Source organism: Aquicella lusitana, assembly GCF_902459475.1.
Lineage (GTDB): Bacteria > Pseudomonadota > Gammaproteobacteria > DSM-16500 > DSM-16500 > Aquicella > Aquicella lusitana.
In genome coordinates this window covers 1,772,127-1,784,835 of record NZ_LR699114.1, presented here as the reverse complement: position 1 = coordinate 1,784,835, position 12,709 = coordinate 1,772,127, and the positions used below count along the sequence as shown (strand labels likewise).

11 protein-coding genes are annotated in these 12,709 nt (G+C 46.1%); 4 read left to right on the top strand and 7 right to left on the bottom strand.

Translation table 11 applies throughout. The annotated features are described in order from the left end of the window. Window positions 1-8: 8 nt before the first annotated feature. Window positions 9-581, bottom strand: coding sequence for a cysteine hydrolase family protein (locus AQUSIP_RS08295; RefSeq protein WP_114833519.1), 573 nt, complete (start codon window positions 579-581; stop codon window positions 9-11). A gap of 203 nt (window positions 582-784) precedes the next feature. Here AQUSIP_RS08295 and AQUSIP_RS08290 point away from each other — a divergent pair, with 203 nt between their 5' ends. Then, window positions 785-1,207 carry a hypothetical protein gene (locus AQUSIP_RS08290; RefSeq protein ID WP_114833505.1) on the top strand — a complete coding sequence of 141 codons (423 nt, stop codon included), beginning with the start codon at window positions 785-787 and terminating at the stop codon, window positions 1,205-1,207. 35 nt (window positions 1,208-1,242) lie between these two features. Continuing rightward, a complete protein-coding gene (locus AQUSIP_RS08285) occupies window positions 1,243-2,121 on the top strand; it encodes a biotin--[acetyl-CoA-carboxylase] ligase (RefSeq protein WP_114833506.1) in 879 nt (292 codons plus the stop codon). Between the two features lie 8 nt (window positions 2,122-2,129). Here the strand turns inward: AQUSIP_RS08285 and AQUSIP_RS08280 are convergent, their stop codons facing one another. Beyond that, on the bottom strand, window positions 2,130-2,582 hold the full coding sequence (locus AQUSIP_RS08280; RefSeq protein ID WP_114833507.1) for a YbhB/YbcL family Raf kinase inhibitor-like protein: 453 nt from the start codon (window positions 2,580-2,582) through the stop codon (window positions 2,130-2,132). A 99-nt stretch (window positions 2,583-2,681) separates the two neighbouring features. Here AQUSIP_RS08280 and AQUSIP_RS08275 point away from each other — a divergent pair, with 99 nt between their 5' ends. After that, entirely contained in the window at window positions 2,682-3,833 is a 1,152-nt protein-coding gene (locus AQUSIP_RS08275; RefSeq protein WP_114833508.1) for a glycoside hydrolase family 3 protein, read from the top strand. 28 nt (window positions 3,834-3,861) lie between these two features. Here the strand turns inward: AQUSIP_RS08275 and AQUSIP_RS08270 are convergent, their stop codons facing one another. The 4 genes from AQUSIP_RS08270 to AQUSIP_RS08255 form a co-directional block, all read right to left on the bottom strand. After that, entirely contained in the window at window positions 3,862-4,407 is a 546-nt protein-coding gene (locus tag AQUSIP_RS08270; RefSeq protein WP_114833509.1) for a 2'-5' RNA ligase family protein, read from the bottom strand. 33 nt (window positions 4,408-4,440) lie between these two features. Then, complete coding sequence (locus AQUSIP_RS08265) at window positions 4,441-5,490, bottom strand: tetratricopeptide repeat protein (protein WP_170131734.1); 1,050 nt, start codon at window positions 5,488-5,490, stop codon at window positions 4,441-4,443. A 123-nt stretch (window positions 5,491-5,613) separates the two neighbouring features. Beyond that, on the bottom strand, window positions 5,614-6,063 hold the full coding sequence (gene ssb, locus AQUSIP_RS08260) for a single-stranded DNA-binding protein (RefSeq protein ID WP_114833511.1): 450 nt from the start codon (window positions 6,061-6,063) through the stop codon (window positions 5,614-5,616). A 16-nt stretch (window positions 6,064-6,079) separates the two neighbouring features. Continuing rightward, window positions 6,080-7,453 (bottom strand): MFS transporter, encoded by a 1,374-nt coding sequence (locus AQUSIP_RS08255; RefSeq protein ID WP_170131735.1) that lies wholly within the window; start codon window positions 7,451-7,453, stop codon window positions 6,080-6,082. 225 nt (window positions 7,454-7,678) lie between these two features. Between AQUSIP_RS08255 and uvrA the strand changes: the two genes are divergently transcribed. Next, on the top strand, window positions 7,679-10,513 hold the full coding sequence (gene uvrA, locus AQUSIP_RS08250) for an excinuclease ABC subunit UvrA (RefSeq protein ID WP_114833513.1): 2,835 nt from the start codon (window positions 7,679-7,681) through the stop codon (window positions 10,511-10,513). Between the two features lie 94 nt (window positions 10,514-10,607). Here the strand turns inward: uvrA and AQUSIP_RS08245 are convergent, their stop codons facing one another. Continuing rightward, on the bottom strand, window positions 10,608-12,332 hold the full coding sequence (locus AQUSIP_RS08245; RefSeq protein ID WP_172621975.1) for an ankyrin repeat domain-containing protein: 1,725 nt from the start codon (window positions 12,330-12,332) through the stop codon (window positions 10,608-10,610). Between the last annotated feature and the right edge of the window lie 377 nt (window positions 12,333-12,709).

Here is a 12,709-nt window from a genome sequence, read left to right as displayed (position 1 = left end):
TTATTTCCTTATGAGGCGATCGGAATCCGTGCCCCGGCTTTTTGCAGAAAATCATCAGAGGAAAGCACGGTGGCATAGCTGGGTTGGAAAGCGGCCAGAAAGGCATAATGCACATTCTGGGCAGTAATGACATTATGATTAAATTCAAGCTGACGTGCGGCGCAGGCATCGTGCAGGACAGTGCAGGTGAAACCGAGGTCATAAGCAGCGCGTACGGTGGCATCGACTGTCATGTGGGTCATCATGCCACAGATAACGAGGTGGTTGATCTGGTTTTTAATAAGGTAATTGAGAAGCGAAGTATCTTTGAAGCTGTTGGGATAATGTTTTTTGACGATCATTTCACCTTTGGATGGCTGCACGCTGGAATGAAATTCAGCGCCTTTGGTACAAGGCAGGAAATAAGTAGCATCAGGATGCGTTGAAATATGCTGCACATGCACTATTTGCATCTTTTTTTCCCGGTAGGCATGCAGTATGGATTGTGCTTTCGCACTGGCTTCAAGGCTTTTTTCTAAAGGTATCCTTCCATTTGGAAAATAGTCATTTTGAATTTCTAGCAACAAGAGTGCAGTATTCATGCCCGGTCCCTTTTGATTTGTTGAATAATTTTCATATTTAATCATTTCTGACAGATTTCGCAATAGTAAAAACAAAAGTGTTTATTATCTGTATCATTCAGGTATGACTTCAGTTTCGTTTTTGGACATTTGTTGACAGGTATTCAACAACCAGCTACTCTCCCCGCGGCTTTTTTTATTTCATGAACCAGGGAGGATTAAAAATGAAATTAAAAACAATCGCAGGTATGTTAATCGCATTATCCATGGGACTGGCAAATGGGGCTTATGCGGGATCGGACAGCTATTTTCCACCCGAGCGTATTCATTGCACCTTGAACACGGCCGGCAAGTTAAGCTGTTTTGAGTTTGACCGTCACTATCTTGCGGAAGACTTATCTACCGCTGACCTTGAGCAAGGCAAAGATGAAATTTTCTATTTCAGTTCGGGCTCAGCCTACTTCACGCCTGACCAGAAAGAAGTGACTGTCTTTTATACCTATAAGAATGCATATCTTAAAACAATCAAGCTGAAATCTGTTTCTCCTTCCATTCGTCCCGCGCTTGAAAATAGCGGCTGGAAGAAGTTAAATGACGGCCTTTATACTTGTTTGGCTGGATATATGCGTTGCCCTATTACGCTGTAGATTTTTTTCAAGCGGCTTAATTAAAAACGAGCAACATGTATTTGCTGCTCGTTTTTTTATTTAACGGCCATTATCATACTCGTCAATTCAATCTAACACAGATAAAAATGAACACGCACATCGAATGGCTGGACAAAATAAAAATTGAGGCAGAAATAAGCCCGGCTAACCGGGCACGGTTGTCCCGATTAGAAGTAATTGAGTCAATTGATTCAACGAATACTTATCTGCTGAAGCAAGCCAAAACGTATCCTGAATCGGGCTTTGTCTGTTTGGCGGAAGAGCAAACGCAGGGTCGCGGCCGGCAGGGCAAGCAATGGTTTTCGCCGCGAGGGGCCAGTATTTTTTGTTCACTGTTATGGCGCTTCCCCTCAGCTCATACGGATATTGCCCATTTAAGTCTGGCGGTGGGTGTGATGCTGCTGAAAGCGCTGGCACGTTATGGCGTAGGCAGCGGTCTCAGGTTGAAGTGGCCAAATGATGTTTATTTTATGCAGCGTAAATTGGCGGGCATCCTCATTGAAGGCTTGCCTTCGCATGAAAGTACTTATCCGGTGGTGATTGGTTTCGGATTAAACGTGCGCTTGCCGATGGATAATCCTTTTGCGCAAAGTTCTATTGATATAACTGAAATTGTTCAAGGTCAGGTAGAGCGAAATAAGCTGGCAGGGCTTTTAATTAATGAGTTGTTAGGCGAGTTGCCGCATTATGCTGAAAAAGGATTTGCCGCCTTTCTTCCTGACTGGAATCGTTATGATATGCTGCGCAATAAATGGGTAGTCATACGCAGCGGCGAGCACGAAATCACGGGCATAGCGCAAGGGGTCAACGAACGCGGTGAACTCATCATGCGAGATCAGTACGGTAAAATACATGCTTTTCGCTGTGGCGAAGTCAGTGTGCGCTTGTCCTAGCTATTTAGTTAGGAACGGTCATATCGTCCCATCAATTCCGCTTTTGCAAGCACATGGCCTTCTATCGCCTTTTCTACGGCTTGTTTAGTTGAATTTTCAGGTAGGGACAACAGGGTATCCAGAGCATAGAGTTTGAAAAAATAGCGGTGTTCCTTATCAGGCGGGCAGGGGCCTTCATATTTTGCCTTGCCGCCGGTGCCGCGTCCGTGCGTGCCGAGCGGTTCATGGGCTTCGGCAATCTCTCGCGTTTCAGGCGGAATATTAAAGACTACCCAATGGTCCCACATGCCATCTTGACGCAGAGAACGCGGCACGTCCGGGTCATCCATTATCAACACAAGACTCTTGCAGCCGGCAGGTACATCTTCAATGTGGAGGGGAGGATTCACATTTTGCCCATCACAAGTGTATTTTTTTGGAATATAAGCTTCATGCTCGAAAACGGAACTGGTTAGTCGCATGTTAGACATCCTTGTTCAATAATAGTTTGCTTTTAAATCATTGTATCGGTATCCCTATCTCTCTACAATCCTGCAGGAAAATCGTTAAAGGAACAGGGCATGAACAAGAAACGCTGGGTATTATTTTTTTTAGGAAGCTGTCTGATGGCAATACTCTCTTCGGCGGTATTTGCAAATGAACCGACGCTTAAAGAAAAAATAGGTCAAATGCTGCTAATCGGTTTCAAAGGCATGACTTTGCAGGAGGATGACCCGGTTGTACAAGCCATTTTGGCGCAACAAATCGGCGGCGTCATTCTTTACGATTATGATTTCAAGACGAAAACCTATGAGCATAATATTAAAAACCCTGAGCAGGTGAAACACCTGACAAAACAATTGCAGGATTATACACGGGAGGCGGCGAGCCGGCATGGCAATGATTTCTATCCGTTGCTCATTAGTATTGATTATGAAGGCGGAAAGGTTAATCGGCTGAAAGAAAATTATGGCTTTCCTAAAACCCTGTCTGCAGCCGAGATCGCGCAGCTCTCGTATGAAGAAGCCGGGCGGTATGCACAGCAGATGGCAGCTACTTTGCGAGAAGCGGGCATCAATTTGAATTTCGCACCTGTTGTGGATGTGAATGTGAATCCGGAGAGCCCGGCGATAGGCAAGCTGGGGCGGAGTTTTTCTGCAGATCCGCAAAAAGTCATCGATTACGCCGGATTATTTGCAAAAACCTATAGACAGAATGGAATTCTCTGCTCCTATAAACATTTTCCAGGTCATGGCAGTGCAAATGGAGACACGCATCTGGGTTTTGTGGACGTGACGCAAACCTGGAAAGAATCTGAATTGGATCCTTACAAGACTTTGTTGAATCAAGGCGATGGTTGCCAGATAGTGATGACAGCACATGTGGTTCATTATGGTTTAGACAGCAAAGGATATCCTGCGAGCATTTCTTCCTCCATTACGAATGATCTCCTGCGGGGTGGTTTGCGTTTTGACGGCGTGGTGATAACAGATGATATGCAGATGAAGGCCATTGCAGATAATTACGGCCTTGCGGAAGCGATACGTCTTGCGATTAACGCAGGCGCCGATATATTAGTATTTGCCAATCAGCTGTCAGACACACCGCAAGATCCCAAGGCATTGGTTGATATGATCTATGACGACGTGATGACAGGAAAAATCCGCGCAAACCGTATTGATGAAGCTTATAAACGGATTATGAAACTGAAGAAGCAGTTAGGTGGGAAGTAGAAAAAAATGGTGTGCAAGGAATTTGGCTTCAACCAAACTGTTTAATCACTCGAACAAACTGACCTGCTTCATCCGATTCGCCCAGTGCAGGATAAAAAATATCAGCTATATTCATTTGATATTCTTTATAGCGGTCAATGTAGGCAAGATTTGTCGTATGAATAAGCGTCAAGTGAGGCTCATAGAGATCAGCTGATTTATTGAGTGGGAAGAGATTGTTCTGATGCAGGATGCTCACCGCTGCATTATGCAGGTTATAAAGAACGGGATCGTATTGGGGGAGTAATTGCAACCAGACAGCGTCTTTATTTTGCGGGTCCTGATAAAGATCGAGCCCCTTCAACTGCAAGGCCAATTCCTTAAACTCATTTAACCTTAATTGCTCCATCAGCTGTTGCCATAGTTTCTCCAGTAGTAGCCAATCATCAGTTCTGAATTGGGCCAAAGTAATATGCGGGAGAGAATGCTCACCCAGGATATAGTCAATAGCAGCGTTATCACGAAATGTTTTCGCAAGCTGGATAAATTGAATTGTCTGCTTTGCCGGTAGCAGTGCAAGATTATAACGAGACATGATTTCGCTGAAATTCCTCAAAAAGCAGATCGATCAGCTTTTGCTTAGTGCATTCGCTTTACGCTCGTAAACACTGGCAAGCTTCTGATCGCCAAGTTTTATATAGGCACTGGATAAAAGCTCATAAGGTTCTATCAGCAGCGGACTCTGACTGCCATACACGTTTTGCATAATCTGGATGGCTTTCTTGATTTGGTCGCTGGCAGTTTTTGAATCGCCTATCTTCAAATAAGCCTCACCCAATGACAGTAAATTCTGTGCTGCATGGGGATTTTGCTGGTTATTACCCTTTGATTTCCAATAACTGTCGACTTGCTGTAGCAGGGCAAGCGCTTCCTGATCGTGTCCATCTTGTATCAGGAGCGTGTCAGCCAGGCTGTTTTTAGCCACTGCTAGATGGTCATCCTTCCCTTCGGGGAGAGCTTCATAAATCGTAATAGCAGTTTCAAAGCTGTTTTTAGCTTGATCGTAATCAGCCGCATCTTTCTGCACCAGGCCGTTTACGTAATAAGCAAATGCCACTTCCCTGTTTTTTGCCTTGGGATAAAGCGAGGAAATAACTTTGTTGCTGTAATCGAGCGCTTTGGTTTTATCAGCGTCTTCATCACTGATTGCATATTTCTGTTCATAAGCAAAGGCAAGGTAGTTATAGCTCCATGCCTTGTCCTGCTTTTTTTTCAGCAGGGTTGCCGCCAGTTCCAGTTTTGGCAATGCAAGCTCCGGATTGCGGGAATCGAGTAGATAGTAACGTCCTAGTTTATAAGCAATGCGGCCGAAAGCTTCCTGATCGGCGGCGCTTAATTTGGTATAAGCGTTGGGGTCGGTTTTTTTAATGAAGATTTCAATTTCATCTATCTTTTTTTGATTTTCCGCGCTGACGGAATGATGTTGGGTCGGGTCAAAATTTTTTTCATAGATTTGCACGCTGTCAAAGCTGAGTGCGTTTGGGTTATATATTTTATCTTTCTGAATAACCAGGTCTGCGGTAGGCGCTTGGGCTGTTTCTTGTTCAGCCAGTACTGCAGGTGCGCTTAATAAAAAAGCTAGCGCAAACCCATAACGTATAATTGACTGATATTTCATTGAGCCCTCCATTGCATCGCGCTGATTGAATATCCTTCATTAGATTATGCCGAAGGTAGAATCAGGCGATCAAGTCATATAACAAAAAAGGCGCTTTCGCGCCTTTTTTTGTATAAAAGAACATCAGAACGGAACATCGTCATCAAAATTCTCTAATGCAGGTGCCGCCTCAGCAGCCAGCGCTGCGGCTGGTTTTTCATAAGAGGAGGGGGTGTCACCCATGTTTCCACCCTTGCTATCCAGCATTTGCAGTGAATCGGCGACAATTTCCGTGGTGTAGCGATCTTGGCCGGTATTTTTATCCTGCCATTTGCGTGTTTGCAGACGTCCTTCGATAAAGACTTTTGATCCTTTGCGCAGATATTCGCCCACGATTTCGGCCAGGCGTTGGTATAACACAATGCGGTGCCATTCGGTGCGTTCCTGGTTTTCACCGCTTTGTTTATCTTTCCAGACTTCGGAAGTTGCAATGGTAATATTCGCAACAGCCAGGCCGCTCGGGGTATAACGTATTTCGGGATCACGTCCCAGATTGCCAATCAGAATAACTTTATTAACGCTACCACGTGCCATGTTTGGTTCTCCTAAACTAATTGTTCGATTGTAATTGTTCTTTGAGGCGAATGAAATCGGGATGTTGTGCCGCTCCGCGCTCCAGCTTGAGATAAGCTGTACTGTCTTCCGCTACAAATACAATTTCTACGACGCCGGGAATGAGCTGCAATTTTGCTGCGATGGTGTCCCAGCGATGGGCTGGTAAACGCAGCATGTGTGTGACCAGAAAACGCGGCGGTTGCATAAGCAGGGCGAGAATGAGCCAGAAGAGAGCAGCAAGAGTACAAAATAGATACACACCCGTAAAGCCGAACTGGCCGTATAGCCATCCTCCAAGAACTCCACCTGCAAAGATACCTAAAAATTGAGAGCATGAATAGATCCCGAGCGCAGTTCCTTTGCGATCTGCGGGCGCGGTGCGCGAGATCAGGGAGGGCAAAAAAGCTTCCAACAGGGAAAAGCCAAAAAAGAAGAGGCTTAAACCCAGGGCAGTTAGCAACCGGTTACCGGGGGTGAGCCATAATGCTATTTCAGCTATGGCGAGTGCAATGATGCCGCTTACAAAATAGGGTTTGAGCTGTTGCTTGCGTTCAGCCATGCCAACACAAAAGAGGCTGATAATGAAAGCGGCCAAAAGAGTGGGCAAATAAAGAAGCCACTGCTTGTTCGCGGGCAAGCCGGCGAAATGGTAAAGGTTAATGGGAATGACCACAAAACTGGCGGTGAAAATGGCATGAAGAATAAAGATGCCGCCGTTTAACTTTGCCAGTTCAGGGAAGACCAATAACTTAAAAAAAGATTTTAATTCCGGTTCCGCGTCCCGATGCCAGCGCACGCTGACGGGAGTGGGTACAGAAAAATAAAGAACGCTAATGGCGCACAGGCTAAATAGTACGGCCAATAGGAAAAGTTGATTGACTGCTAGCCACTTGGTGAGCAGAGGGCCTAACAACATGGCAAGCGAAAATGAAAAGCCGATGCTCATGCCGGCAATGGCCATGGATTTGGTACGGCTTTCTTCGCGAGTCAGGTCCGCCATCATAGCTAAAATCGTACTCCCCACAGCACCTGCGCCTTGCAGGGCGCGGCCGATAATGAGAAAGAACATGGAGTGGGCTATGCCAGCGATGAAGCTGCCGATGGCAAAAATCAAAAGCCCGAGAAGGATGACTGGCTTGCGGCCAAAACGATCTGACAGGGCGCCAAAAGGAATTTGAAAAAGCGCCTGAAACAAGCCATAAATGCCCATGGCAAGCCCCATTTTAAGAGGAGTAGCGCCGGGAAGCCGCTGCGCATACAAAGCAAAAACGGGCAAGACCATAAAAAGGCCGATCATGCGCAAGCCCATGATAGAGGAAAGACTGATTACTGCTCGCCGTTCAATGGCGGTCATTTTACCTGAAGACATGGTGATGACTCTTTTCAAACTGTTGTAAGATGGGCGTATTCTATTATAAAAATGTGGGTTTTGTCCCATTCGTCAAGGCAGTGTTATTTTGACTGGTGGCGCGCTGCGCAAAGTAAAGCGTGAAATAGGGCGACAGGATAAGCGGATCCGTGTCGTCTATAATTCTCTTATCAGGCGGGCAAAATGCGATTATAATACCGCCATTTTCCCCTAAAAGTGTCGACTATGAAGCAAATACGCATACGCGGTGCCCGCACCCATAATCTCAAGAACCTGAATGTAGACTTGCCACGCGACAAGCTGATTGTCGTTACGGGATTGTCTGGTTCGGGCAAATCTTCGCTTGCATTTGACACCCTCTATGCGGAAGGCCAGCGCCGCTATGTGGAATCACTTTCTTCCTATGCGCGCCAATTTTTGTCCATGATGGAAAAACCGGATGTGGATCATGTAGAAGGGCTTTCGCCTGCGATTTCCATCGAACAGAAATCAACATCCCATAATCCACGCTCAACGGTCGGTACGATTACTGAAATTCATGACTATCTGCGTCTGTTATTTGCAAAAGTCGGCCAGCCCCGCTGTCCGCAGCATGGCAATGTGCTGGAAGCGCAAACCATCAGCCAGATGGTGGATACTGTGCTTGCTATGCCGGAAGGGACGAAAATCATGATTCTTGCGCCAGTTGTGCGGGAACGTAAGGGTGAGCATGTGGATTTGCTGCAGGCACTGCGTGGGCAAGGTTTCGTGCGGGCGCGTATCGATGGGGAAATGATTGAACTGGACCAGCCGCCCAAACTGGATTTACGTAAAAAGCATACGATCGAAGTGGTCATTGACCGTATCAAAGTGCATGAAGATATGCGGGTGCGACTGGCGGAATCGTTTGAAACAGCCCTGCGTCTTGCCGAAGGCATTGCTGCCGTTGGTCTGATGGATTCACCCGCGCGCGCACCCAAAGTTTTTTCAGCGAAATTTGCCTGTCCAGATTGCGGATACAGCCTGACTGAATTGTCACCGCGTTTATTTTCTTTTAACAGCCCAGTGGGTGCATGCGCGGAATGCGATGGCTTGGGAATTAAAGAAGTATTTGATCCTGAATTAGTGGTCAATCCGCAATTAAGTCTCGCGGATGGCGCCATCCGCGGCTGGGATCGCCGTAATACTTATTATTATCAGCTGCTGTCAGCGCTTGCCAAGCATTACAAATTTGATTTGGAAATTCCTTTCGCGCGCTTGCCTAAAAAAATCCAGAATGTTTTATTGTATGGCGGCGGTGAGCCAGTGCGTTTCCAGTATAAAGATGAGGATGGGTATACCTTTTCTAAAAATTCGCCGTTTGAAGGCGTGATGCCTAATCTGGAGCGTCGCTATCATAATACTGAATCCGAATTGGTGCGCGAAGAGTTGCGCCGGTACATTGCGACGGGGCAATGTGAAACGTGTGAAGGTACGCGTTTGAATAAGTCGGCGCGACATGTTTTTGTAGGCAATAAAAGTCTGCCCGACATTGCTTCCTGGGCGGTGGATAAGACAAAAGCTTTTTTCGAAGCATTGCATTTGCCTGGTTATCGCGGCGAAATCGCCGTGAAAATCATCAAGGAATTGACTAGCCGTTTAAGCTTTTTGGTAGATGTGGGGCTCGATTATATCAGTCTTGACCGGAGCGCCGAAACGTTATCCGGGGGTGAGGCGCAGCGTATACGGCTTGCGAGCCAGATTGGTTCAGGGCTGGTGGGCGTTATGTATATTCTGGATGAGCCTTCGATAGGACTGCATCAGCGTGATAATGAACGCTTGCTGCGAACACTGCATCATTTGCGCGATCTCGGTAATACCGTGATTGTGGTAGAGCATGATGAAGATGCCATTTTAAGTGCAGATCATATTCTGGACTTGGGGCCCGGTGCGGGCGTGCATGGCGGCCATATTGTGGCACAGGGTGAGCCTAAAGACATCATGCGTAATCCTCAATCGCTGACAGGCCAATATCTTTCCGGCAAGCGCGCGATCCAGGTGCCGGCTGAACGGACAGCGATGAATCCTGACAAACAGATCATTATACGAGGCGCGTCCGGCAATAATCTCAAGGGCATTGATGTCGCCATTCCTATTGGATTGATGACATGCATCACGGGAGTATCGGGGTCAGGCAAATCCACGCTGATTAACGATACGTTAGCGCCTGTGGCATTGCGCGCATTGAATGAGGCGGGAAGTCTGGAGCCGGCAGAGCATGATGAAATTGAAGGTCTGGAATACCTGGATAAAGTCGTCGTGATTGATCAAAGTCCCATCGGCCGTACACCGCGTTCCAATCCTGCCACTTACACGGGTCTTTTTACCGCTATTCGCGATCTTTTTGCCGGCACGCAGGAAGCGCGCTCTCGCGGCTATCATCCGGGACGTTTCAGTTTCAATGTAAAAGGCGGACGCTGCGAAGCTTGTCAGGGTGAAGGCTTGATCAAAGTGGAAATGCATTTTCTTGCGGATGTGTATGTGACGTGTGATGTTTGTCAGGGTAAACGTTATAACCGCGAGACGCTCGAAATTCTTTATAAAGGTAAAAACATTCATCAGGTGCTTGAGATGACAGTAGAAGAAGCGCGCAGTTTCTTTGATGCCATTCCCATGATTGCACGCAAATTGCAAACGCTGCTTGATGTGGGTCTCTCCTATATCGCCTTGGGGCAAAGCGCGACAACCTTGTCCGGGGGTGAGGCGCAGCGCATTAAGCTTGCGAAGGAACTCTCCCGCCGCGATACTGGGCGCACACTTTATATTCTCGATGAGCCGACCACGGGCTTGCATTTCTATGACATTGAGCAGCTTTTGCATGTACTGCATCGTTTGCGTCAGCATGGCAATACTATTGTTGTTATCGAGCATAATCTGGATGTGATCAAAACAGCTGACTGGATTATTGATCTGGGGCCGGAAGGCGGCGATAAGGGCGGCCAGGTGGTTGCTACCGGCACGCCGGAAGCAGTTGCAAAGCATCCGAATTCTTATACCGGCATGTTTTTACGCAAATTGTTGGGTTCGAAAAAGAAAAAATAAAGATAGAGAAAACGCGCTCTCGTAAAATGAAGTGCCGTGATAGACAAGCCTCCCAATGCGGGCAAAACGATGGAATGCCCGCGAGTCTAAAAATTTAAATGCTATTTGTAGTTTTGAGATGGATTCCGTTAATTTCTCTGACAGGGTTACGCGACCCCATTTCTTTTTGCCGAGTCGGTTTGTTGTCGCCGCTTCTCCATAAGGACAGGTGCGGGTTCGCTGTTTGATGGGATAGCGGAGCTATCAGATGCTCATTTCGCGGTCGGTAAACATTGTCAAAGAAGGCGATTAACCTTGCCCACGCTTCTTCTCTGCGTTCATTGAACTCCGGATCAATCTGGCTTTGCTGGTCAAAAAATAGATTATAATTTGGCGGTTCCGCCAGTTTGTTTTTGTTCGGAATACTGATCTTATACCCGGGAACAAGATTTAATGTAAATTCAGCAGGGCCGATGACTTCATGCAGGCTGTGAAAACCGGCGCCGACGATATAGGCTGCAATGACTGTTAGGTACTGTTTTTTTAGCGTGACATCCTCAAAGTTAACCAGTATCTCCATTTGCCCCAGCAGGGTGGACGCCATGCCAGAAAATCCTGCGACATAGACGGCATCATTCTCTATCAAATCCTTTACATAGGCTGATGAAAAATCTGCGTCTTGGCCTTTGCAATCAGGAACCCACACGGAAGAAAGCACGGGCAGGTCTTTTTCATATTCGCTTTGCGAGGCCAGCATTAGACTTAACCGGTTGCTGAAAATGAGTTTGAGCATGCCTGATCTGCCTCGCGAATTTTCAGCCCTATAAAGCGGCCCAAGATACATTTTGCTATCTGCAATATAGGCGCGATGCACTCTATTAAATTCGCCGCTAATTGCAAAAGTAAAAAAATCTTTGGGATCACCTGGCCAGGTTTCTTTTATTATCTCGGATAATTTTCCCACCGGTTCCCGGACGGGAGCGCAATGAATAGGGATGTCACGGTAAATATCGCGCGAAAATTTATAATGGATATGCATGATTTCAACCAATTGACCAGGCCTGTTTTCGCTTAATATTTTTTTGATAGTCTCCAATGCGGGTAAATTTTCAAATGCGCCGCAGGCAATCACATGCGAGGATTGCTTCAGCATCCTTAAAAGAAGATAGATATAGCGTTGCTGATTGGTTTTTTCCAGATCCTCGATGGCCTTTAAAATCTGGTTTGAAACCTGGCCCACCACCTCCATCATGGCTTTAGTCGGTTTTAATAATAACAGGCTGAATAATTCTGATTCGGCACGCCGGCCAATGGGGTTCTCAAATTTTCTAATAGCGGTTTGTTTCAGAGAGTTGCATTTTAGAGTGGCATTAATGATTTTATTAAGCGCCGCCCGGTCTGGAGATGATAAAAAGGGAATTAAATCCGCTAAATAGTCCGCAACTTTTTGTGTGTCTCGCTCATGATTTTCAAAAGCAATTTTGATCGCCTCGCTGCACTGATTGATTTGAAGGAGGTCAGGGTAGCGAACTTTTAACTGGTTAAGCCAGCTAATGGCATATAGATAGGCTTCGGGACGGGAATTAAATTGGATAACATTCTTAAGCAGGGCATACGATTTGCTATCTCCGCTTTGGATCGCGTACTCCAGCGCTGTCATGCCATTTTCGTCTCGCTTGAAAACATCAATTCCGTCTATTTTATCAAGCAGAAAGCGTACGGTTTTGTGATTATGCTCTTGTACGGCGCGGTGCAGCCAGGTTTGGCCTTCTTCATCCAAGGTGTTCATATCGGGGTTATCTTGGATATCCATCGCGTTTGAAAAATTTTCTTTAGACATCTCAGCGCTATCTAAAAGGAAAAGATCTCCTAGTGGTAGGTCATTGTTTCTAAGCATAAAATCGTGAACACCTTAATTTATGATGGGTTTGTTTTATAGTTCTAGTATAATGAATGACAGGCTTAATGTAGTGCATCTTGGCCATTTTGTCTAATTTTTGCGCCAAACAAAAAGCAAAATTTATACTATAATTGAAGATGGGCCTAATTATAGGGCATTCTGTTTGGGGGATCTGGATATTCGGGTTGATCGAAATATCAGTCATTTTTACTCAACACGTTAGACGATAAAAAATCCTGTTGACATGGGAGCGAGTTAGGGTAGAATGCGCCCTCTCAAGCGGTAAAAGTTCTTTAACAAGATGAAAGAGTGAGATA